This is a genomic window from Macrococcus epidermidis (assembly GCF_024205965.1).
In the GTDB taxonomy this organism is placed as follows: Bacteria; Bacillota; Bacilli; order Staphylococcales; family Staphylococcaceae; genus Macrococcoides; species Macrococcoides epidermidis.
This window is the reverse complement of record NZ_CP073819.1, coordinates 1,731,551-1,755,279: the sequence shown is the minus strand read 5'-3', so window position 1 is coordinate 1,755,279 and position 23,729 is coordinate 1,731,551. Positions and strand designations below refer to the sequence as shown.

Here is a 23,729-nt window from a genome sequence, read left to right as displayed (position 1 = left end):
ATTAAAAGTAATGGAAACTAGGTGGCAAATTGACAAAACATGAACAAATCATCGAGCATATATCAGGTCTAGCAGTAGGTAGTAAGATTTCGGTTAGACAGATTGCAAAAGATCTTAATGTCTCAGAAGGTACAGCATATCGTGCAATAAAAGAAGCTGAGAATAACGGTATCGTTTCAACGATAGAACGTGTTGGAACTGTTCGAATCGAAAAGAAAACAAGAAACTCAATCGATCGCCTGACATTTGCCGAAATTGTTAATATTATAGATGGACAAGTATTAGGTGGCAGAAGTGGTCTGCACAAATCGCTGACGAAATTTGCGATTGGTGCTATGGAAGTAGAAGAAGTCAGTAAGTATATCGGAGAAAATACACTGCTGATTGTAGGTAATCGAATCGAAGTTCAAAAGCTTGCTTTAAGTAAGGGTTCTGCAGTTTTAATTACAGGTGGATTTGATACTGCTGAAGAAGTTAAGAATTTATCTGATCAATTAGGATTACCGATTATTTCATCAAATTTTGATACATTTGCCGTTGCAAATATGATTAATCGTGCGATTTACGATCAATTAATCAAAAAAGAAGTGCTGACAGCACAAGATATTTTAATTAAATTAGATGAAACACGTTACTTAAAGGAAAATGATTCAATCAGCGATTGGCATGCATTATCAGAAAGCTCTAAACATACACGTTTTCCAGTGTTAGATGCAAACAATAAGTTAAGCGGTATGGTGACAAGTAAAGATATCTTTAATCAAAATCCTTCTGAAAAGATTAAGAAGGTTATGACTAAGTCACCGGTAACTGTTAACTTAAATACGACTGTCGCAAGTTGCGCGCATATTATGATATGGGAAAGTATCGAACTGTTGCCAGTCGTATCGCGTTATAATAACTTAATCGGTGTTGTTTCTAGAGAAGATGTGTTAAAAGCGATGCAATCAGCGGACAGACAGCCACATATGGGCGATACATTTAATGATCAGATATTAAAGAAGATGAAGTTTAATAATGATCAAATTTCAATACAGATCACACCTCAAATGTCTAATCAGTATGGTAGTTTAAGTAAATCTGTATTTCTTGCAATTATTGAGGAATCAGTTAAATTTCATATGAAGAAGTTAATTCGTGGAGATGTACTGATTGATAGTATCAATATCTTTTTCATCCGTACAGTCCAGATAGATTCTATTCTGGATGTTGAAGTAAAGTTACTGGATATTGGACGTAAGTTTGCAAAGATTGAAATTGCGATTATGCAGAATAATAATGCGGTGGCAAAAGCAATGACAATTCTTCAGGTGATTGAACATTATTACTAATCAAAAAAGACAGTGAGACAATAGTCTTAGCTCTCTTCTGTTTAACAGCTTAAACGGCGGAACAGAAGTTGCCCCTACGACAAAAACCGAACAAAAACTATAAATCAAAGCGCGATTTATTAGTTTTGTCCGGTTTTTGCTTGTGGCAGAACACTTCTGTCCCAGCCTCTCTTTTAATCATAATTATTATCTTCTGCTTTGCTGTTTTTTACGTAATGCTTCCCATGCTGCATCTTCTTCATCAAAGTGATTTTCAAAATACTTTTTAGCCTTTATTGCATATTGATAATTATATATTGCATATGCAATCAAAAGGGTACATATGATATATGTGAAAGTAGCTGGGAAATTTAAAATCTGAGTTACAGCAAATGCTGCCATAAATATAGAAAAGCATTGACGTGCACGTGCTCTATACCAGGCACGTCGTACATCTTTGACTTCTCTAAAGTATTTCGCAATATTATAAATAGTAAAAATAAATGCGAAAATCATTATTGTAACAAATGTCATAAGAATATAAGGGAAAATTGTTTCCATCTTTAAACCTCCAGTCTTAAAGATTATAGCATATCTTTAAGACCTGTAAATCTATCAAACAAAGGAGAAATTATGAATAAAACTGAAATTGGTGCATTGATTGAAAAAATTAATGCTTTTGACACGATCATAATATTTAGACATGTACGTCCTGATCCGGATGCACTAGGTTCTCAACTAGGATTTAAACATGCAATACAGAAGCTATTTCCAAATAAGAATGTGTATGCAGTAGGAAGTTCAGTTGACAATTTAAACTTTATCGGTGAAATGGACGAAATAAATGACGAGATATTTACAGATGCACTTGCCTTAGTGTTAGATACGGCAAATGCACCACGTATTGATGATGAGCGCTATCAGTTGTGTAAAACTATTATAAAGATAGATCACCATCCGCCGGTAGATCAATATGGTGAAATTAATATCGTTAATACGGATAGTTCATCTACAAGCGAAATAATCTATGAAATTCTGTTAAATATCGGTTATGGTACGGACTTAATTACACGAGAAGTTGCGCGCTGTCTTTATATCGGTATCGTAGGTGATACAGGGCGCTTCTTATTTAATAATACGACGAGCAAAACGATGGCGATTGCTTCAGAACTATTAAAATACGATATTGATCATACGCAGATGATCAATCAAATGCAGCAACGTGATTTAACTTCTATTCGATTTCAGGGATATGTGCTACAACATTTTAAACTTGAAGAAGGCGTAGGGTATATATTCATTACGAAAGAAATATTAGAACAATTTAATATATCTGCCAGTGCAGCATCTTTATTTGTTAATAGTCTTGCGGATACACAAGGCATTAAAGCTTGGGCGTTTGCGATTGACGAAACAAGTGAGATTCGAGTACGTCTGAGAAGTAAAGGTGTAGTGATCAATGAACTTGCAGCAGAATATAATGGTGGTGGCCATCCATTGGCGAGTGGTGCATCTGTTTATAGTGTAGAGGAATTAGAAAGATTAATCGCGCAATTAAAAGCGTTAGTAAATGCTTAATAAAATGAGGTGAATAACTTGGTAGTACATTTAAATATTCATACGTCATATGATCTGCTCCATTCAACAGTTAAGATTGATGACTTGATTAATCGTGCCAAGTCGCTTGGACAAAAAGCAGTTGCGATTACTGACTTAAATGTACTATTTGGTGTGCAGTCATTTTATTCAGCTTGCATTGATGTCGGTATTAAACCGATAATTGGTATGGAAATCATCCTGACAGACGGTATTGAAGATTGTTATACAGTTTTATTAGCCAAAAATAATGCCGGTTTTAAAAGCCTGATGCAGTTGTCTTCACGTATACAACTGAAAAATCTACAAAAAATATCAACTGATATACTGCGTCAATATACTGACCAGTTAATCGTTATCTACAAACAATTAGATGCGAATCAGGAACATTTTGTGTTGGAAGATGCCGATTATTATGTCAGTCACGATAGTACAATTGAAGCTAGGCGTGTATATATCGATGATGTGCGGTATTTATCGCCGGATGGTATCGTAGATTTAAGCATCTTAAATGCAATTGATGATAATAAAAAGATACCGCTAGAGACCATTCAATTAAAGTCTGGAACAAAGTATATTAAATCAGATGAAATATTATTAGATTTGGGTATTTCTGAGCGTACCATTCAAGCGACAGAAGAAATTGCTGAAGCATGTAACGTTACACTTGAGAAATCAACGCATTTACCAAAATATCCGGTACCTGATGATTTATCAAGCGATGCTTATCTTTATAAACTCCTACAAAAGCAAAAAGTAAAGTTTCCTCAATTTGATGAAAAATATGAAGAACGATTAATGTATGAATATGAAGTCATTCAAAGCATGGAATTTTCTGATTACTTTTTAATCGTTAGTGATTTAATCCATTTTGCTAAGACAAATGACATATTGGTAGGTCCCGGACGTGGATCATCAAGTGGTTCTCTCGTAAGTTATGTGCTTGGGATCACTACTATTGATCCGATAGAGCATGATTTACTTTTTGAGCGTTTTTTAAATCCAGAACGTGTAACGATGCCGGATATTGATATTGACTTTGAAGATAAAGAGCGCGATAAAGTAATTGAATACGTCATTCAGAAATATGGTGCATTCAATGTGAGCGGTATCGTGACATTCGGTCATCTGTCTATGAAAGCAGTGATGCGTGACGTCGGACGCATACTGCAGTTTTCAGAAAGTGAGTTAAAAGAAGCAAGTTCAATATTGAGTAATAAAAGCTTTAATAATTTAATCGATGCATATGAAGATGATACATTCTCAAGCTTTATTGATTACAATGAACGACGCAAAAAATGGTATCAGATTGCAAGGTCGCTGGAAGGTTTACCACGTCATACATCGACACATGCTGCAGGTATCATCATTCATGACCAGTTACTTACAGATTATGTACCTTTATTGATGGGTGAAGAATACCCACTTACCCAATGGAATATGACAGAAGTAGAAGCGGTTGGATTACTTAAAATTGATTTTCTTGGTTTACGTAATTTAACGATTATACATAATATACTACGTTCTATTAAGGCACAATATGGTAAGACGATAAATATTGAACAAATTCCGATGGATGATATAAAAGTTTACGAGCAGTTATCCAGCGGAGATTCAATGGGAATATTTCAATTAGAATCAGACGGAATACGCAATGTGTTAAAACGATTAAAACCAGAAAATTTCAATGATATTGTTGCAGTTTTAAGTCTTTATCGTCCTGGTCCGATGGAACAAATACCGTTATATATTGAAAGACGTCATCATCAGCAAACAGTTCACTTACCGCATGCTGATTTAGAGGATATACTATCACCTACTTATGGTGTAATTATCTATCAGGAGCAGATTATGCAGATTGCAAATCGATTTGCTGGATTTAGTTTTGGTGAGGCGGATATTTTAAGACGTGCTATGAGTAAGAAGAACCATCAGACATTACTGGCTGAACAGGAGCATTTTGTATCGGGTAGCATGAAGAATGGTTATTCAAAACAAGATGCGACGGCGATTTATGAATTAATCTTAAAGTTTGCTAATTATGGATTCAATAAAGCACATGCTGTCGCGTATGCAAAAATATCATATATTATGATGTACTTTAAAGTGCATTTCCCAAATATTTTTTATGCCGCGACACTCAGTAATCAAATTGGTGTTGAGCATAAAACAAAAGAAATTATCGCTGAAGTTAAATCAAGAATGATCAATATATATCCCGCTGATATTAATCAGGCTGGCTGGTATTACAAGGCGCAAAAGACAGGTATCATGATGTCACTCGGTATGATTAAGGGCGTAGGGTATAGAAGTGTGGTTGAAATTGTTGAAGAAAGAAAAAAAGGACCATTTAAAGATATCTATGACTTTTGTGCCAGAATTCCGAAACGCGTTAAATCTAAAGCATTGCTGGAAGCATTGATACATGTTGGTGCTTTTGATCAATTTGAGCAAAATCGTGCAACTTTGCTTGCTTCACTTGATGCGATTCTTGATGTTGAGAAAGAAGCTTTTGGTGAAATGAACTTTCTCGAGTCTTTAGGACTCAATAAGAAGAAAATCTATCATTATCATGAAGAGATGTCGGATGATCAAAAGGCTAGTTATGAGCTGGAGTATCTTGGTTTCTTTATTTCAAGACATCCAATCGAATCAATGTTTAATGAACTACAGTATTTACCCCTATATCGTATGAGTCAGAAGGTAAATGACCAATATATTTTACTCTGGATTGAAGGATTAAGAAGAGTTAGAACAAAAAAAGGTCAACCAATGGCATTTGTACAAGCGATGGATGGTATACAGCAGATGGATCTTGTAGTTTTTCCAACAGTATTCGACCGATACGAGCCATTGATTCAAACCAATAAGCCCCTTATAGTAAAAGGAAAATTTGATGATAAGAAAGATAATCAAATCATTGTAAACGAAGTCATTAAAGTTGATGAATTTATTAAAAATATTCATTTGAATGCGAAGCAGTTATTTGTGAGAGTGCCACTTCAAAACGCAGAACAAATTAATAAACAAGGTGATATTGAAGTGATTCAGTTTGAGCAGAATGAAATGAAATCGTTAGGATTTATTCAAAGAGACAAGCTAGATGACTTTATGTCTCGATACGATAAAGCAGATATTCGTCTAATTTAACATTTCAAATCATTTTAATATATGGTATAGTATTCCTTAGTGGTCTGACCACTAAGGTTTTTTTATTGATGCGAAGGGGGAAAAACCTTGAATCCAATACCAAACAAAGGATTTAATGCAGTAATAACTGCGATTAATGAAATTATAAAAACTAAAAATTTAACTGCTGGCGATAAGCTACCTTCTGAACGTTATTTGAGTGAAAATCTTAATATTAGCAGGTCAAGTGTTCGTGAAGCACTTAGAGCTTTAGAAATGCTTGGTGTGATTGAAACACGACGTGGTGAAGGTACTTATTTAACAGAAATGGATAATAATCAATTTATAGAAATGATAGCAGGCTATGTTGTGACAACAGAAACACAGCAAGCTGAAATTACTGATTTTATACATATGATAGAATCAATCGCAACTGTTGAGGGTACGAAAGTACAACATTTAAGTGATGCGATTGAATCACGTAATACCATCATGTTTCGTGTATGGAAATTATTGAAACAGTTTGAAAAGACATATGATGTAGAGGAGTAATGGATATGTTCAAAGATATATTTAAGCGTAATAAGAAGAAAAAATATGTAGCTGTACAAAACATGAAAGATACAGAAGTTCCTGAAGGTATCATGGTCAAGTGTCCTAAATGTAAGAAGATTATGTATACGAAAGAATTAAGTACGAACTTAAATGTTTGTTTTCATTGTGATCATCATATGGCATTAAGTGCATATGAACGAATAGAAGCCATTACTGATAAAGATAGTTTTGAAGAATTTGATGCAGTGATTGCTTCTCAAAATCCACTTTCATTTCCAAACTATGCAGAAAAGTTAGAAAGCGATAAAGAAAAGACTGGATTAAATGAAGCGGTTGTAACTGGTGTTGGTAAAATAGATAGAAATCGATTCGGTATCTGCGTGATGGATTCTAGATTTAGAATGGGGTCTATGGGGACAGTAGTCGGTGAAAAAATAAGCAGAGTGATCGATTACTGTACGGATCATGAACTTCCATTTGTCATCTTTACTGCCAGTGGTGGTGCACGTATGCAGGAAGGTATTCTGTCTCTGATGCAGATGGCTAAAACAAGTGTAGCGATAGAAAGACATAGCGAAAAAGGACTCTTATTTATTTCATATATGACACATCCGACAACTGGCGGAGTTTCTGCGAGCTTTGCTTCTGTAGGTGATATCAATTTAGCTGAACCAGAAGCGTTAATTGGTTTTGCGGGTCGACGTATTATTGAACAGACAATCAATGAGAAACTACCTGATGACTTTCAAACAGCTGAGTTTCTGCTTGAACATGGACAACTGGATAAAGTAGTACACCGTAAAGCAATGAAAGAAACGTTAAGTAAACTCATCGCGATACATACGAAAGGAGTATAAATATGGGGCTTGAATTTGAAAAACCGTTAATCGAACTTGATAGGAAAATTGAAGAATTAAAGAAATATATGGCTACTGAAGGCGTAGACTTAAGTGATGAAGTAAAGACATTACAGATTACGAGAGAAGAAAAATTTAATGAAATCTATGATAACCTTACACCTTGGCAGCGTGTTCAAATTGCACGACTTACAGAACGTCCAACAACACTAGACTACATTCATTATTTATTCGAAGATTTTATTGAACTGCATGGAGACCGCAATTTTAGAGATGATCCAGCAATTATTGGCGGAGTAGCACGATATAAAGGACAACCTGTTACAGTGATAGGACATCAACGCGGAAAAGATACTAAAGATAATATATATAGAAATTTCGGAATGGCACATCCGGAAGGATATCGTAAAGCATTGAGATTAATGAAGCAGGCAGATAAATTTAATCGTCCTATTATACTATTTATTGATACAAAAGGTGCATACCCTGGTAAAGCAGCAGAAGAACGTGGACAAAGTGAATCGATAGCCAGAAACTTGGTTGAAATGGCGGGTCTTTCTGTACCGGTTATTTCGATTGTTATTGGAGAAGGCGGTAGTGGTGGTGCTTTAGGTTTGGGTATATGTAATCGATTATTAATGCTTGAAAACTCAACGTATTCTGTTATCTCACCAGAAGGTGCCGCAGCATTGTTATGGAAGGATAGTAGTTTAGCACAGCTCGCTGCAGAAAGTATGAGAATTACGGGACCAGACTTACTGGAACTAAATATTGTAGATGAACTGATTACCGAAGTTAAAGGTGGCGCACATTTAAATATCGCTGCTCAAAGTGAACATATTGATATTTCTATTGAAAAACATTTAAATGAATTATTGCAATTAGATAAACAGGCATTAAAAAATCAACGCTATAATAAATTCAGAAAAATTGGAAGTTCAATGTAAATTTACATGTCGGTGAATGATGTAATGTAAATTATTGAAAAACAATGAAAACGCTTAAAATAAAACCCTTAGATGCTTATTCTAACGGGTTTTTAATTTGTTCAAAGATAAAACGTTTACATCTGTTATAATACATGATTTTAATGGATATAAATATTGGATTGTGTTAATTTAAAGGTATCAATAGACAAAAGGTGAGGAAAATACTATGAAAAAGATAGCAGTATTAACAAGTGGTGGGGATGCGCCGGGCATGAACGCTGCAGTGCGTGCAGTCGTGCGTAAAGCAATGTACCATGATATTGAAGTTTATGGTGTTTATCAAGGATATCAAGGCTTAGTGACTAATAATATTCATAAGATGGAACGTGGTACCGTCGGAGATAAAATTCAACGCGGTGGTACTTTCTTGCAATCTGCACGTTGTCCTGAATTTAAAGATCCGGAAGTGCGCCAAAAAGGTATTGATAATTTAAAACAACTCGGCATTGAAGGATTAGTTGTAGTTGGTGGAGACGGTAGTTACCGTGGTGCACAACGTCTAAATGAAGAAGGTATTAAGACAATCGGTATTCCGGGTACTATTGATAATGATATTAACGGAACTGATTTTACAATCGGTTTCGATACAGCGTTAAATACAATTATAGAAGCGATTGATAAAATTCGTGACACTGCGTCAAGTCATGAACGTACGTTTATTGTTGAAGTAATGGGACGAGATGCAGGTGATCTTGCTTTATGGTCAGGACTTGCAGGTGGAGCTGAGACAGTATTAGTTCCTGAACATAAGAAAGAAATTAAAGAGATAGCAGATAAAATACAACAAGGTATTGAACGTGGTAAGAAACACTCAATCATTGTTGTTGCTGAAGGTGTTATGAGTGGTCACGAATGTGGTGAACAGCTTAAAAAATATATCAACGTTGATACGCGTATTTCTGTGTTAGGGCACATGCAAAGAGGTGGATCTCCATCAGGATTAGATAGAGTATTAGCAAGTAGACTGGGTGGCTATGCTGTAGAATTATTAATGAATGATGAAACAGGGTTAGCCGTTGGTATTCAGAATAACAAATTATCTAAAACATCATTTGATGATATCTTCTCTGCAACGCATACTTTAGATGAACAAATGTATGCTTTATCAAATGAGTTATCAATTTAAAATAACTGTTTAATATAATTGTTTATTATCACTGTTGAATGAATACTGAATTAGAATTAACTTTCTTAATTGAATAGAATAAAAAAAGTTACCGGAGGCTCATAGACATGAGAAAAACTAAAATTGTATGTACGATAGGACCAGCATCAGAATCGCCAGAAATGTTAGAGAAATTAATGAATGCTGGAATGAACGTAGCACGTTTAAACTTCTCACATGGTAGTCATGAAGAGCATAAAGCACGCATCGACACGATTCGTGAAGTGGCTAAAAAATTAGATAAAACAGTAGCGATTCTTTTAGATACTAAAGGACCTGAAATTCGTACCCATAACATGGAAAATGACAAGATCGAATTAGTTAAAGGTTCTACAGTTGCAATTAATATGAAAGAAGTATTAGGAACGCCAGCAGAATTTTCTGTAACTTATGAAGATTTAATCAATGATATACATGTTGGTTCAACGATTTTGTTAGACGATGGGTTAATCGAATTAATAGTAAAAGATATCAAACATGAAGAAGGAAGAATTATCTGTGATGTGATTAATGCAGGTGAATTAAAAAATAAAAAAGGTGTTAATTTACCAGGTGTTAAAGTGAATTTACCAGGTATTACGGATAAAGATGCGCAGGATATAATATTCGGTATTGAACAACGCGTTGACTTTATTGCGGCATCTTTCGTTCGTCGTGCAAGTGATGTTTTAGAAATTCGTAAAATTTTAGAAGATAGAAATTGTGACTTCATCAACATCATACCTAAGATTGAAAATGAAGAAGGTATTGAAAATATTGATCAGATATTAGAAGTTTCTGATGGATTAATGGTTGCTCGTGGAGACATGGGTGTTGAAATCCCGGCAGAAGAAGTACCATTAGTACAAAAAGATTTAATCCAGAAATGTAATGTTGTGGGTAAACCAGTTATAACTGCGACACAAATGCTGGATTCGATGCAACGTAACCCACGTTGTACACGTGCAGAAGCAAGTGACGTTGCAAATGCGATTTACGACGGAACAGATGCTGTGATGTTATCTGGAGAAACTGCAGCAGGTTTATACCCTGAAGAGTCAGTTAAAACGATGCATAACATTGCTTTTGCAGCAGAAGAAGCTCAGGATTATAAGCGTTTATTATCTGACAGAACGAAATTAAATCAGCCTTCAATGGTCAATGCAATTGGTGTATCTGTAGCACATACTGCATTAAATTTAGATGTTCAAACGATAGTTGCTGCAACTGAAAGTGGAACAACTGCACAAACAATTTCAAAATATCGCCCACATGCTCATATCATTGCAGTAACACCTTATGAAGAAACTGCTCGTCATATGGCACTTGTCTGGGGTGTTATCCCAGTAATTAAGACAGGGAAATCAACGACAGACGAATTATTAGATAAAGCAGTTCAGGCAGCAATAGAAGTAGGAACAGTTGAAAATGGTGATTTAATTATTATCACTGCAGGTATTCCTACAGGTGAAGCTGGTACAACAAACTTAATGAAAATCCATTTAATTGGAGATGTGATTGCAGCTGGACAAGGTATTGGACGTAATGCAACAGTTGGTAAAGTTTTAGCTGTTAGATCTGCAGAAGAATTAGCCGATAAAGACTTATCTGATAAAGTCATTGTAGCTCCATCTACGGATGCTGACATGGTTCCATACATTGAAAAAGCTTTAGCAATTGTAACTGAAGAAGGTGGCTTAACATCTCATGCAGCAGTTGTAGGTTTAACATTAGGTAAGCCAACGATTGTAGGCGTTGTAGACGTTATGGAAAAACTTGAAACTGGTACTTTAGTAACAGTGGATGCAGAACACAATAAAGTTTATGTTGGACATGCAAAAGTAAATTAATTGTTATATAACTAAGTGAATTTGAATATAAAATAAGAAGCACAGGACATTTTCCTGTGCTTCTTATTTTATATTATTTATTATCATAGTTATGTGGATCAAAACTTCCTTTTTTAAATCCACCTTGTGCTGCGTACATAATTGCTAATAATACAAACCACAATGGCGATACGAATAATCCCATTCTTGTATCTTCAGCCATAAACAATAGACCGAACATAAATACAAAGAATAAAAGAATAGCGATAGCAGAAATTTTGCCTCCAGGTAATTTGTATAGACTTGATTGATGTAACTGTGGTCTACGTTTTAAGTAAACAAGATATGCTGCAAGAATGATAGACCATACAACGATAAAGAATACTGTTGCAACGGTTGTTACTAATGTAAATACTGCGTTTGCATTTGGCATAAAGTAATTCAGTAATACAGATAATAATAACAACACGCTAGAGAATACTACTGCGTTGGCAGGTACACCTGCTTTATTCGTACGTTGGAAGAAACTATCGTTTCCTTTTGAATAATTCTTACTTAAACCAAATAACATACGGCTGTTAGAGAATATACCACTGTTACAAGACGATGCCGCAGAAGTAATTACAACAAAGTTGATTAAGCTTGCTGCAAATCCAATTCCGATTAATCCGAAGAATTTAACGAATGGACTTTCGTTTGGATCGATTTTATCCCAAGGCGTGACACTCATAATGATGATCAATGAACCGATATAGAACAATACGATACGCATCGGTACACTGTTAATTGCTCTTGGCAAAGTTTTTTCAGGGTCTTGTGCTTCACCAGCTGTTACACCGATTAACTCAATCCCTACAAAACTAAATATTGCCATCTGGAAGCTTAATAAGAATCCGTTTGTCCCATTTGGGAAGAATCCACCATGTGACCAAAGGTTTGTAATCGTTGCTACGCCAAAGTTTGTTTTAAAACCGATGACAATAAGTACGATCCCTGTAATGATTAATGCAATAATTGTAATAACTTTAATCAATGCAAACCAGAATTCTAATTCACCAAATAATTTAGCAGTTAATAAGTTTAAGAACATTAACACAAGAATACATAAAAGTGATGATAACCATGTCGGAAAGTCGGGCCACCAGAACTGTACATACTTAGCAATCGCTGTAACTTCCGCCATTCCAGTTACGACCCAACAGAACCAGTAAGTCCAGCCGGTAATATATCCTGCGAAGTCTCCTAAGTAGTCTCGGGCTATATCTGTGAAAGAATGATAGTTGGTATTAGATAATAATAATTCTCCTAATGCTCTCATAAATAAAAATAAAAAGAGTCCGATAATTATATAAGTAAATAAGATGGATGGACCCGCCAGGTTGATTGATTTTCCTGCGCCTAAGAATAGTCCGGTACCAATTGCGCCCCCAATCGCAATCAGTTGAATATGTCGATTTGACAATGAACGTTGTAAATCATTTCGTTCTTCGATACTACGATTATGATTTGCCATACTAAACCCCTTTTCCTTTTTAGTATCTATATTATCTTACTAAAATCTGAAAATTACAAACATTTTTTAAAATATTCTTAATATTTTTAAGAATTAATTAAATGATAAAATAAAAATTTAAATATAAGTAAAAGTTATCACGTAAGATAAAAATTTTCTAAGTTCCTAATTCATTCACAAAAGTGAGGACATTAGATATAATTGAGTTGTGAAAGCCATTACATTTGGCATAACAAAAACTATGGTGCAAAGGGGAGTCAAAAATGGCAGAATTAGTGAAAGGCCTTGAAGGTATTGTTGCTTCAAACACTAAAGTAAGTTCAATTATTGGTGATCAACTTACTTATGCAGGATATGAAATAGATGATTTAACAGAAAACGCACAATTTGAAGAAGTTGTCTTCTTATTATGGAACTTCCGTTTACCAAATGCGGAAGAATTAGCTGATTTTAGAAAACAGTTATTTGAAAATATGACTTTGCATCCAAGAATGTACAGTCACTTTGAAGATTATGCAGCAGATCATGTACATCCTATGACAGGGTTGCGTACATCTTTATCTTATTTAGCACATTTTGATCCACGTGCTGATGAATTTAATGAAGATGCGCATATGAACAAAGCGATTCGTATTCAGGCTAAAGTAGCGTCACTTGTAGCAGCATTCGCTCGTGTTCGTCAAGGTAAAGAAGTCGTGAAACCGAAAGAAGACTTAAGTTATGCAGCTAACTTCTTATATATATTGTTTGGTGAAGAACCAACAGCTGTACAAGAAGAAGGTTTCAATAAAGCGTTAATTCTTCATGCGGATCATGAATTAAACGCATCTACATTTACTGCACGTGTTGCTGTTTCTACATTATCTGATATGTATTCTGGTGTAGTCGCTGCAGCTGGCGCATTAAAAGGACCATTACACGGTGGTGCTAATGAACAGGTTATGAAGATGTTGAATGAAATTGGTTCATTAGATAATGTGGATAGTTATGTAGCAGATAAGATTGCTAAAAAAGAGAAAATTATGGGCTTTGGTCACCGTGTCTACAAAAATGGAGATCCACGTGCTAAATACTTAAAAGAAATGTCTAGAAGAATTACTGATGAGACTGGTCAAAAAGAATTATTTGATATGTCTGTACGTATTGCTGATATTCTAAAAGAAGAAAAAGGTTTATTACCGAATGTAGATTTCTATTCAGCAACAGTTTATCACTCAATGGGTATTGAACATGATTTATTTACACCAATCTTTGCAGTATCTCGTACTTCTGGCTGGATTGCGCATATTTTAGAGCAATATAGTGATAACAGAATTATTCGTCCACGTGCAACTTACGTGGGTGAAGTTGGTCGTAAATATGTTCCGATTGAAGAAAGATAAAATGATTAAAAATGCATTTATAAGGTAAACTAAAGTAAGAAATATTAATAATGGAGGCAAAATAAAAATGGCTGAAAAAATTACGAATAATAATGGTGTTTTAAACGTACCTAATCATCCAATCGTACCTTTTATTATCGGTGACGGAACAGGTCCGGATATTTGGAATGCTGCTGTTCGCGTATTAGATGCTGCAGTAGAAAAAGCATATAATGGTGAGAAAAAGATTGAATGGAAAGAAGTTTTAGCAGGTCAAAAAGCATTCGATAACACAGGTGACTGGTTACCACAAGAAACTTTAGATACTATTGAAGAATACTTAATTGCGATTAAAGGTCCATTAACTACACCGATCGGAGGAGGTATCCGTTCTTTAAACGTAGCATTACGTCAGGAATTAGATTTATTCGTATGTCTTCGTCCAGTGCGTTACTTTGAAGGTGTTCCTTCACCTGTTAAACGTCCTGAAGATACTGATATGGTTATTTTCCGTGAAAATACTGAAGATATTTATGCAGGTATTGAGTATAAAGAAGGATCTGACGAAGTTAAGAAAGTGATTGAATTTCTACAAAATGAAATGGGTGCTAAAAATATTCGTTTCCCTGAAACTTCAGGTATTGGTATTAAACCAGTTTCTAAAGAGGGAACTGAACGTTTAGTTCGAGCAGCATTAAACTATGCGCTTGAGCAAGGCCGTAAATCATTAACATTAGTACACAAAGGGAATATCATGAAATTTACTGAAGGTGCCTTCAAACAATGGGGATATGATTTAGCTGAACGTGAATTTGGTGATAAAGTATTTACATGGAATCAATACGATAAAATTAAAGCTGAACAAGGTGCAGAAGCGACAGATAAAGCGCAAAATGAAGCGATTGCTGCTGGCAAATTATTAGTAAAAGATTCAATCGCTGATATTTTCTTGCAACAAATTTTAACGCGTCCTGCTGAGTTTGATGTTGTTGCAACGATGAACTTAAATGGTGACTATATTAGTGATGCATTAGCAGCACAAGTAGGTGGTATCGGTATTGCACCAGGAGCAAACATCAACTACGAAACTGGACACGCTATCTTTGAAGCGACACATGGTACTGCACCAAAATATGCTGGCTTAGATAAAGTAAATCCATCTTCTGTTATTTTAAGTGGTGTGTTAATGTTAGATCATTTAGGATGGAAAGAAGCTGGAGAATTAATCACAAAAGCGATGGAAAAATCAATCGCTTCAAAAGTCGTAACATATGACTTTGCACGTTTAATGGATGGTGCAACTGAAGTGAAATGTTCTGAGTTCGCTGACGAATTAATTAAAAATATGTAATTAGAAAAGTAGTCTAACTTTTAAGGATAGTATTATGAATGAAATTCATAGTTACTATCCTTTTTTTAAAAGATTAAGGGGGAGTTATCATGACAAAGAAAAAGATTTCAATCGTAGGAAGTGGATTCACAGGTTCAACAGCTGCATTTATTGCAGCGAGTAAAGGAATAGCTGATATTGTCCTTGTTGATACTTATGGTAGTCTAGATCCCACAACAGGCAAGGCATTAGATATTATGCAGGCAATGCCGATATTACATCAAAATGTCGACATTAAAGCAAGTAATGATTATGCCGATACGAAAGATTCTGATGTTGTATTGATTACATCAGGTATCGCCCGTAAACCAGGTATGACGCGTGATGATTTAGTGCAAACCAATCAAGGTATTGTAGAAGCTGCGACGAAAGAAATTGTAAAATATTCACCGGACTGTATTATTATCGTGCTTACGAATCCGGTAGATGCAATGACTTATGCTGTGTATAAAGCATCTGGATTTGAACCGAATCGTGTTATCGGTCAATCAGGTGTGCTGGATACAGCTCGCTTTAGAACATTTGTAGCACAAGCATTAGATGTGGCAGTGACTGATGTTACTGGATTTGTGTTAGGAGGACACGGTGATACGATGGTGCCATTAATCCGTTATTCATCGGTGAGTGGCGTACCGATTGGAGACTTAATGGATGAAGCAACAATTGATGGCATCATTGAAAGAACACGTAATGGTGGTGCTGAAATTGTAAACTTATTAGGCACGGGATCTGCTTATTATGCGCCAGCTGCTGCGATGGTTGAGATGGCTGAAGCAATTATCAATGATAGTAACCGTGTATTGCCAGCTATTGCATATTTAAATGGCGAATATAAACAGGAAGATATTTATATCGGTGTACCAGTTAAGTTAAATAAAAATGGAGTTGAGCACGTCGTTGAATTGCAACTTACAGATGATGAACAAGAAGCATTTAATAAGTCTGCTGCTGCAGTGAAAGATACAACCCAATCATTAAAGTCTTCAAATTAATAAGAATATTTTAAACGATAGATTGATAATCCTTCTAATTGTAAAGAGAATGTAAATTATTCTGTTATAGCTTGAAGAATGTTGATTTGTTGTAGCATTTCAATATTCTTTTAATATATAATGAATATGATAATTGTTTGGAGGGATTGGATGAGTCAGAAGGTTCTGGTAGTAGACGATGAACAATCTATCGTAACTTTACTACAATATAATTTGCAACAATCAGGATTCGAAGTTGTAACAGCTTATGATGGTGAAGAAGGTCTAGAAAAGATTTTCAGTGAAAAGCCAGATATCGTAGTATTAGATTTAATGTTACCTAAAATGGACGGCGTAGAAGTATGTAAATCTGTTAGAAATGAAAAAAATCAAGTGCCGATTTTAATGTTAACTGCAAAAGATGATGAATTTGATAAAGTACTTGGGTTAGAATTAGGTGCAGATGATTATATGACGAAACCGTTTTCTCCAAGAGAAGTTATTGCGCGAATAAAAGCGATTCTTCGTCGCTCAAACACGATCAAGACAGTCGAAGATGAAAAGGATAATAAAGAAATTATTATCGGTAAGATAAAAGTATTACCGGAACATTTTGAAGCATACCGTAATGATGTATTGCTTGATTTAACACCTAAAGAATTTGAATTATTAATATATTTGATAGAACGTCAAGGAAGAGTAATTACACGTGAACATATGCTTAATTCTGTATGGAATTATGAGTTTGCTGGTGACTCTCGCATTGTTGATGTACATATAAGTCACTTAAGAGAAAAGATAGAAGATAATCCAAAACAGCCACAATACATTAAGACTGTTCGAGGTCTTGGATATAAATTAGAAAGTCCAAAACGCGAATGATCAGTTTTAAAAGTAAATTGTTATTAATACTTACAACAGTTATTGTTGTAAGTTTTCTTTTACTGGGAACACTATTGTATCTTACGCTTGCGAAGCAATTTATTGACAGAGATAAAGCAGGATTAACTAAAGATGCAAAAATCTTTGAAGCGTATGTAAGTGGCGACAAACGTGTGGAAGATTTAATACATGAATATGAAAAATCATACAATTCATCAATTCTTATTCTCGATAAAGATCAGCATGTTATTTATAAAACAATCGGTACATCAAAAAATGAATTTGATCGTTTTATTACAAAATACACATTAGAAAATAAAGATATGGTTAATTACCGTTATGATGGTTCAAACGAGAAAAGTTTACTACGTTATAAAAATAAACAAACTGTTTATATTTTAAGCGAAATAAAAACAATCAATGACATTGAAGAGATCATCATAAAATATTTTGGTATCGGATTATTATGTATGCTTCCGATAATATTTATCATTGTACGTTATATCAATAAAAGCTATATCCAGCCGATTAAAGAAGTAACATATGCTTCAAAGTTATTATCTGACGGTAATTATAAAGTACGCGTACCTGAAAGTAGCGTTACTGAGACAAAAGATTTATTTAGATCAACAAATATTCTTGCCAGAACACTCCAGGATCTAAATAATGAGCAGAAATTGCAACGTAATCGATTAGAAACAACATTACAGAATATACCGAGTGCAACAATGCTCGTAAACAATCACGGAGAAGTGGCAATTGCTAACGAAACGTATATTAATCTTTTTAATAAACGCCAACCGATAGCGCATGGGCATTATGAAACAGTAATTAAAAATCAATCGATCAAACAAATGATTAAAGAAGCAATAGCGATAGAAAAACCAGTCAACGATACATTGAATATTACAGTCAACGTTCACAAGAAATATTTTGATGTTGCAGTAGTACCAGTGCTATCAAAGAAACGAAAGAAAATAGAAGGTATCGTTATCGTATTACACGACATTACTCAACTTAAGTCTTTAGAACAGATGCGTAAAGACTTCGTGGCAAATGTATCTCATGAATTAAAGACACCGATCACAAGTATTAAGGGCTTTACTGAAACATTAATCGATGGAGCTAAAAATGAGCCTGAAACACTTGATATGTTTTTAGAGATTATTTTGAAAGAGTCTAATCGTATCCAGGTGCTTGTAAGTGAATTACTCGAATTATCTAAAATTGAACAGGCGAATCATTTTGAAATGACGAAAGTCAATTTACCTCAAAAAGTATTTAACAGTGTTGAAGTTGTGCATCCACTTGCAGAAAAGAAAAATATTAAATTTAATCTGGATTTCGAAAAAGATTTATTTGTATTAGCTGAACCAAGTAAATTAAAACAAGTTGTAATAAATCTCTTATCGAATGCGATCAATTATTCATACGAAGACGCAACGATTACGGTAAAAGTATATCAGAAAGATCGTAACTGTATATTAGAGATAACGGATGAAGGCATCGGTATTGCGCCAGAAGAACAACTACGTATCTTTGAAAGATTCTATCGCGTAGATAAAGCTCGTAGTCGTGATTCAGGTGGTACAGGATTAGGACTCGCGATCGTAAAGCATATTGTAGAAGTCTTTAAAGGCGAAATTGAAGTGGAAAGTGAAGTAGGTGTAGGAACTACTTTTAGAGTGATATTAAAACAACATTTATATTAATATTTTATTATTTATACTAATATTTTATTTTACAACTTGAAACTTTACTTCATATTTACTTCGTCTTTACATTAAATTAACAATGTTCAACTATAATTGCACATAGACCCCTTCATTTTAGAAGAAGATAAACACAAGTGATCCTGAAGCAATCACTTGTGTTTTTTTTATTTTCAAAATGATGTTCCTATAAATATGTCCTGAATTCAAGATGTGATAGACTATAAGAGACATACGATGGAGGTAGAAGAATGAAAGAAAAACTAATATTAATTGATGGAAATAGTATCGCGTTTCGTGCCTTTTATGCATTACCTTTACTAAAGAATTCATCAGAGTTGCATACGAATGCAATTTATGGTTTTACGTTAATTTTAGAAAAGTTAATTAAAGAAGAAAAACCAACGCATTTCTTAATCGCATTTGATGCAGGGAAGACAACATTTAGACATGCAACGTTTGGAGAATATAAAGGAGGACGTCAGAAGACACCTCAGGAATTAAGTGAACAATTCCCGCACATTAGACGACTTGCAGAAGCTTACCAAATAAAGCATTACGAATTAGATAATTACGAAGCAGACGATATTATCGGGACACTTTCAAAAGAAGCAGCCGAACAAAAGGTGGAAACAATTATCGTAACCGGTGATCGAGATTTAACCCAGCTCGTCAATGATTATGTAACCGTTTATTACACTAAAAAAGGTGTTACAGACATTGATAAATATACACCTCAATTCATTCACGAAAAATATGGATTTGGTGCAGAGAAAATTATCGATCTTAAAGGCTTAATGGGTGATAAGTCGGATAATATCCCTGGCGTACCTGGTGTCGGAGAAAAGACAGCGATTAAATTATTATTAGAATATGATACTGTTGAAGGTGTAATCGCGAATTTAGATAAGATTACTGCGAAGAAACTCAATGAAAATCTTACAAATCATCAAGACGATGCCATCATGAGTAAGCAGCTTGCAACAATTGAGACGAATGCACCGATAGAAGTAACATTAGCTGACACTGTAATTCCGGATAAAGATGAAACGAAAAAAATTGAACTGTTCAGAGAATTAGAATTTAAGCAAATGCTGGAAAATCTTGATACAACAAGTCAAATTGAGAGCAGTAAAGAAATCACATTTAATAACGATTATCAGTCATTTGAATTCAAAGCGATCGATGCAATTGCCTTACACTTGAAATGCTATCAGGACAATTATTTGAAGAATGAAATATTAGGATTAGGTATTATATACAATGACGAAACATTTGTTGTACAACCTGAAGATATTACGAAGAATAAGTCATTTATCACATTGCTGGAAGATGAAAATGTAAAAAAACATGTGTATGATGCAAAAGCAGTTAAAGTAATGTTCGAACGCTTATCCTTAAATATTGAAGGTATCGCCTTTGATACGATGCTGGCCAATTATTTATTGAATCCATCATCTACAGTGGTTGATGTAGCGCAACTCGGACATGATTTTGGATTAAACTATGTGGAATCTGATGATCATATTTTCGGTAAAGGTGCGAAAGCGCATATACCTGATAGAGAAATTTTGTATCAGCACATTGCAAATGAAGTGCATCTTATAAATGACGTAACACCTATGATTAAAGAAAAGCTAATTGCCCATGAACAACTCGCGCTACATGACGAACTTGAATTACCACTTGCCCTAGTACTTGCAAAGATGGAACTTCAAGGCATTAAAGTGAATAAAGAGACATTAATTGAAATGCAGGGTGAAATACAAGAAAGATTAGATGCTTTAACAGAAAGTATCTATAATCATGCCGGCAAATCATTTAATGTTAACTCACCGAAACAACTAGGTGTGATTCTATTTGAAGAGTTAAAGTTACCGATCATTAAAAAGACGAAGACAGGTTACTCAACCGCTGTGGATGTGTTAGAAAAGTTACAAGGCAGTCATGCGATTATCGATGATATTCTAGTCTATCGAACATTATCGAAACTTCAGTCAACGTACGTTGAAGGGTTACAACGATTAATAGGTGATGATGAGAAGATTCATACACGCTTTAATCAGGTTATCGCACAAACGGGTCGTCTATCTTCAATAGATCCGAACCTGCAGAATATACCGGTTAGATTAGACGAAGGTAGAAAGATTAGAAAAGCTTTCGTTCCGAGTGGAGATGACATGGTAATCTTTGCTGCCGATTATTCTCAAATTGAATTGCGTGTCCTTGCTCACATTACAGAAGATGCAAGTATGATGGAAGCATTTACACATGGTATTGATATTCATACGAAGACAGCGATGGAAGTTTTTGATGTTGGAAAGGACGCGGTTGATAGCAATATGCGTCGTCAGGCAAAAGCTGTTAATTTCGGTATTGTTTACGGAATTAGTGATTATGGCCTAAGTCAAAGTTTAGGTATCACACGAAAAGCTGCACAACAATTTATCGATGATTATCTGGATAGCTTCCCAAAAGTGAAACAATACATGGATGATATTATTCAGAAAGCCAAACAGGATGGTTACGTTACAACAATTATGCAGCGCAGAAGATATATTCCTGATATTACGAGTAAGAACTTTAATTTAAGAGGATTTGCTGAAAGAACTGCGATGAACACGCCAATCCAGGGAAGTGCAGCAGATATTATTAAACTTGCGATGGTAGAGTTTGATAAAGCGCTAAAAGAGACAAACTTTAAAGCGAAGATGTTATTACAAGTACACGATGAATTGATCTTTGAAGTTCCAAAAGATGAAATAGATGCGTTTAGTCTATTTGTAAAAGATATTATGGAGCATGCAATTGAACTTAATGTACCACTTGAAGTAGAATATGATTCTGGTGAAAGTTGGTATGAAGCAAAGTAGGTGGAAAGATGCCGGAACTACCGGAAGTCGAACATGTGGTAAGAGGTTTAAGACCGCATGTGTTAAATAAAGCAATAATAAACGTAGCATTCTCAGAAGCGGTTAAACGTGGTAAAGCACAAGGTAAAGAAACGATTATTAAACAAATTGAGCTGGATGACTTTAATACCATAGTGCGTAATACTGTAATTAAAAGTATAGACCGCAGAAGTAAATACATTATTTTTGAATTAATGAAACAAAGAAGCTGTTCCATAGAGCAAGAACAAGTATTAGAGCAGGAACAAACATCTAAAATATATTTAGTCGGCCATTTAGGGATGGCCGGCGCTTTCTTTGTGAAAAGTAGTATTGAGGAAATCCCCATACCAAATTATAAGAAACATTGGCATGTCCAGTTTGAATTGTCAGATGGACAAAAGATGATCTATTCAGATATAAGGCGTTTTGGTGAATTTAAAATATTAGATGAAGCAGCTTTTGCAAACTTTAATCAGACTATTGCGCCAGAACCATTTGAAAATAACGCAATGGCACATTTCATACAGCAATCGAAACTAAAGAAATATATGAATAAACCGATTAAACAGGTCATTATGGATCATAGTGTAATAAGTGGATGTGGGAATATATATGCATGTGAAGCATTACATTTAGCAGGTATTTTACCGACGCATATTACACATACATTATCCACTCAGAAAAAGAAGAAACTCTTTTCAGCAATAGTGGAAGTATTGAATAAAGGTATCGAATATGGAGGATCCAGTATTTCTGACTATCGCAATGTAGAAGGTGAAAGTGGCAATATGCAAAGTAAATTTAATGTCTATGGTTTAAAACAATGTAATGTATGTCAAAATGATATTACGACACAAGTGATAGCAACAAGAAACACGCATTACTGCGAAAAATGTCAAAAGTAGGTGTAAGTGTGACAGTAATAGGTTTAACAGGTGGTATCGCAAGTGGAAAGTCAACAGTTGCAAATTTCTTGTCGGAAAATGGATTTGTCATTGTTGATGCAGATATTGCAAGTCGCAAAGCAGTCGAAGCAGGATCATCTGGATTAGAGGAAATTAGAACAGTATTTGGAGATGGAGTAATACAGGAAGACGGAACGTTAAATAGAAAAGCACTCGGTGAGATAATCTTTAAAGATAAAAATCAACGAGAAAAGTTAAATGCGATCGTTCATCCCCGTGTAAGAGATATTATGGAAGTGGAAAAAGAAGTGGGACTAGCACTTGATAAACCCGTAGTAATGGACATACCATTACTCTTTGAAAATAAATTAGAGCATACAGTTGATGAAGTATGGGTGGTTTATGTTCCAAAAGAAGTTCAGATTGAACGATTAATGGCACGTAATCAGTTATCAGTGGAAGAAGCTGAGTCAAGAGTATCATCACAACTATCAATTGAAGAAAAGAAACAAAAAGCTGATAAAGTCATTGATAATAGCGGTAGCTTACAATCACTTTATCAGCAACTTGAATTGCTTATTCAATGCTATATATAAAATTAATTTTAAGAAAATTATGAAAATAATTTTCTTAAAGAAAACGCTTCCTTAACGCAATCATTGTGCTATACTAATGAAAGAGATTAGTATAAC

At 34.7% G+C, this 23,729-nt stretch carries 18 protein-coding genes; 16 read left to right on the top strand and 2 right to left on the bottom strand.

All coding sequences use genetic code 11. From position 1 onward, the window contains the following. Positions 1-29: 29 nt before the first annotated feature. Positions 30-1,331, top strand: a complete 1,302-nt coding sequence (locus tag KFV12_RS09265) for a DRTGG domain-containing protein (RefSeq protein WP_096076163.1) — start codon at positions 30-32, stop codon at positions 1,329-1,331. A gap of 186 nt (positions 1,332-1,517) precedes the next feature. Here the strand turns inward: KFV12_RS09265 and KFV12_RS09260 are convergent, their stop codons facing one another. Further along, positions 1,518-1,871, bottom strand: a complete 354-nt coding sequence (locus KFV12_RS09260; RefSeq protein ID WP_254256629.1) for a YtpI family protein — start codon at positions 1,869-1,871, stop codon at positions 1,518-1,520. A gap of 72 nt (positions 1,872-1,943) precedes the next feature. On the opposite strand from KFV12_RS09260, the gene KFV12_RS09255 reads away from it, so the two are divergent. From KFV12_RS09255 to pyk, 7 genes are all read left to right on the top strand, one after another. Further along, positions 1,944-2,888 (top strand): DHH family phosphoesterase, encoded by a 945-nt coding sequence (locus KFV12_RS09255; RefSeq protein WP_254256628.1) that lies wholly within the window; start codon positions 1,944-1,946, stop codon positions 2,886-2,888. A gap of 18 nt (positions 2,889-2,906) precedes the next feature. After that, positions 2,907-6,056: a DNA polymerase III subunit alpha gene (locus KFV12_RS09250; RefSeq protein ID WP_254256627.1), complete on the top strand. Its 3,150-nt coding sequence runs from the start codon at positions 2,907-2,909 to the stop codon at positions 6,054-6,056. A gap of 87 nt (positions 6,057-6,143) precedes the next feature. After that, the gene (locus KFV12_RS09245) at positions 6,144-6,587 is read left to right on the top strand and encodes a FadR/GntR family transcriptional regulator (protein ID WP_239242527.1); all 444 of its coding nucleotides are present in this window, start codon (positions 6,144-6,146) and stop codon (positions 6,585-6,587) included. Between the two features lie 5 nt (positions 6,588-6,592). Beyond that, on the top strand, positions 6,593-7,447 hold the full coding sequence (gene accD, locus KFV12_RS09240) for an acetyl-CoA carboxylase, carboxyltransferase subunit beta (protein WP_111715442.1): 855 nt from the start codon (positions 6,593-6,595) through the stop codon (positions 7,445-7,447). A gap of 2 nt (positions 7,448-7,449) precedes the next feature. After that, positions 7,450-8,394, top strand: a complete 945-nt coding sequence (gene accA / locus KFV12_RS09235; protein WP_111715440.1) for an acetyl-CoA carboxylase carboxyl transferase subunit alpha — start codon at positions 7,450-7,452, stop codon at positions 8,392-8,394. Between the two features lie 208 nt (positions 8,395-8,602). Next, positions 8,603-9,562, top strand: a complete 960-nt coding sequence (pfkA, locus tag KFV12_RS09230) for a 6-phosphofructokinase (protein WP_239242526.1) — start codon at positions 8,603-8,605, stop codon at positions 9,560-9,562. A gap of 107 nt (positions 9,563-9,669) precedes the next feature. Beyond that, positions 9,670-11,430 carry a pyruvate kinase gene (pyk, locus tag KFV12_RS09225; RefSeq protein ID WP_111715437.1) on the top strand — a complete coding sequence of 587 codons (1,761 nt, stop codon included), beginning with the start codon at positions 9,670-9,672 and terminating at the stop codon, positions 11,428-11,430. A 73-nt stretch (positions 11,431-11,503) separates the two neighbouring features. Here pyk and KFV12_RS09220 read toward each other — a convergent pair whose 3' ends face one another. Beyond that, positions 11,504-12,922, bottom strand: coding sequence for an amino acid permease (locus KFV12_RS09220; RefSeq protein WP_111715436.1), 1,419 nt, complete (start codon positions 12,920-12,922; stop codon positions 11,504-11,506). A gap of 263 nt (positions 12,923-13,185) precedes the next feature. Here KFV12_RS09220 and KFV12_RS09215 point away from each other — a divergent pair, with 263 nt between their 5' ends. The 8 genes from KFV12_RS09215 (at position 13,186) to coaE (ending at position 23,633) form a co-directional block, all read left to right on the top strand. Then, positions 13,186-14,304: a citrate synthase gene (locus KFV12_RS09215; protein WP_254256626.1), complete on the top strand. Its 1,119-nt coding sequence runs from the start codon at positions 13,186-13,188 to the stop codon at positions 14,302-14,304. Between the two features lie 61 nt (positions 14,305-14,365). Then, positions 14,366-15,634 carry an NADP-dependent isocitrate dehydrogenase gene (gene icd / locus KFV12_RS09210; protein ID WP_254257651.1) on the top strand — a complete coding sequence of 423 codons (1,269 nt, stop codon included), beginning with the start codon at positions 14,366-14,368 and terminating at the stop codon, positions 15,632-15,634. An 89-nt stretch (positions 15,635-15,723) separates the two neighbouring features. Then, positions 15,724-16,665 (top strand): malate dehydrogenase, encoded by a 942-nt coding sequence (gene mdh / locus KFV12_RS09205; protein ID WP_111715430.1) that lies wholly within the window; start codon positions 15,724-15,726, stop codon positions 16,663-16,665. Positions 16,666-16,815: 150 nt separating this feature from the next. Continuing rightward, the gene (locus tag KFV12_RS09200; protein WP_099579930.1) at positions 16,816-17,526 is read left to right on the top strand and encodes a response regulator transcription factor; all 711 of its coding nucleotides are present in this window, start codon (positions 16,816-16,818) and stop codon (positions 17,524-17,526) included. Continuing rightward, a complete protein-coding gene (pnpS, locus tag KFV12_RS09195) occupies positions 17,523-19,238 on the top strand; it encodes a two-component system histidine kinase PnpS (protein ID WP_111715429.1) in 1,716 nt (571 codons plus the stop codon). The genes KFV12_RS09200 and pnpS overlap by 4 nt, the downstream gene beginning before the upstream one ends. 251 nt (positions 19,239-19,489) lie before the next feature. Continuing rightward, a complete protein-coding gene (gene polA, locus KFV12_RS09190; RefSeq protein WP_254256625.1) occupies positions 19,490-22,111 on the top strand; it encodes a DNA polymerase I in 2,622 nt (873 codons plus the stop codon). An 8-nt stretch (positions 22,112-22,119) separates the two neighbouring features. Next, positions 22,120-23,037, top strand: a complete 918-nt coding sequence (mutM, locus tag KFV12_RS09185) for a DNA-formamidopyrimidine glycosylase (protein ID WP_254256624.1) — start codon at positions 22,120-22,122, stop codon at positions 23,035-23,037. Next, positions 23,025-23,633, top strand: coding sequence for a dephospho-CoA kinase (gene coaE / locus KFV12_RS09180; RefSeq protein ID WP_254256623.1), 609 nt, complete (start codon positions 23,025-23,027; stop codon positions 23,631-23,633). Before mutM ends, coaE begins: the two co-directional genes overlap by 13 nt. The last annotated feature ends 96 nt before the right edge of the window (positions 23,634-23,729 follow it).

Coding starts and splice junctions, on each gene's coding strand:
- KFV12_RS09255 (WP_254256628.1), top strand. CDS start 1,944: ATGAATAAAACTGAAATTGGTGCATTGATTGAAAAAATTAATGCTTTT.
- KFV12_RS09215 (WP_254256626.1), top strand. CDS start 13,186: ATGGCAGAATTAGTGAAAGGCCTTGAAGGTATTGTTGCTTCAAACACT.
- KFV12_RS09260 (WP_254256629.1), bottom strand. CDS start 1,871: ATGGAAACAATTTTCCCTTATATTCTTATGACATTTGTTACAATAATG.
- mutM (WP_254256624.1), top strand. CDS start 22,120: ATGCCGGAACTACCGGAAGTCGAACATGTGGTAAGAGGTTTAAGACCG.
- polA (WP_254256625.1), top strand. CDS start 19,490: ATGAAAGAAAAACTAATATTAATTGATGGAAATAGTATCGCGTTTCGT.
- accA (WP_111715440.1), top strand. CDS start 7,450: ATGGGGCTTGAATTTGAAAAACCGTTAATCGAACTTGATAGGAAAATT.
- pfkA (WP_239242526.1), top strand. CDS start 8,603: ATGAAAAAGATAGCAGTATTAACAAGTGGTGGGGATGCGCCGGGCATG.
- pnpS (WP_111715429.1), top strand. CDS start 17,523: ATGATCAGTTTTAAAAGTAAATTGTTATTAATACTTACAACAGTTATT.
- pyk (WP_111715437.1), top strand. CDS start 9,670: ATGAGAAAAACTAAAATTGTATGTACGATAGGACCAGCATCAGAATCG.
- coaE (WP_254256623.1), top strand. CDS start 23,025: ATGTCAAAAGTAGGTGTAAGTGTGACAGTAATAGGTTTAACAGGTGGT.
- KFV12_RS09220 (WP_111715436.1), bottom strand. CDS start 12,922: ATGGCAAATCATAATCGTAGTATCGAAGAACGAAATGATTTACAACGT.
- KFV12_RS09200 (WP_099579930.1), top strand. CDS start 16,816: ATGAGTCAGAAGGTTCTGGTAGTAGACGATGAACAATCTATCGTAACT.
- mdh (WP_111715430.1), top strand. CDS start 15,724: ATGACAAAGAAAAAGATTTCAATCGTAGGAAGTGGATTCACAGGTTCA.
- accD (WP_111715442.1), top strand. CDS start 6,593: ATGTTCAAAGATATATTTAAGCGTAATAAGAAGAAAAAATATGTAGCT.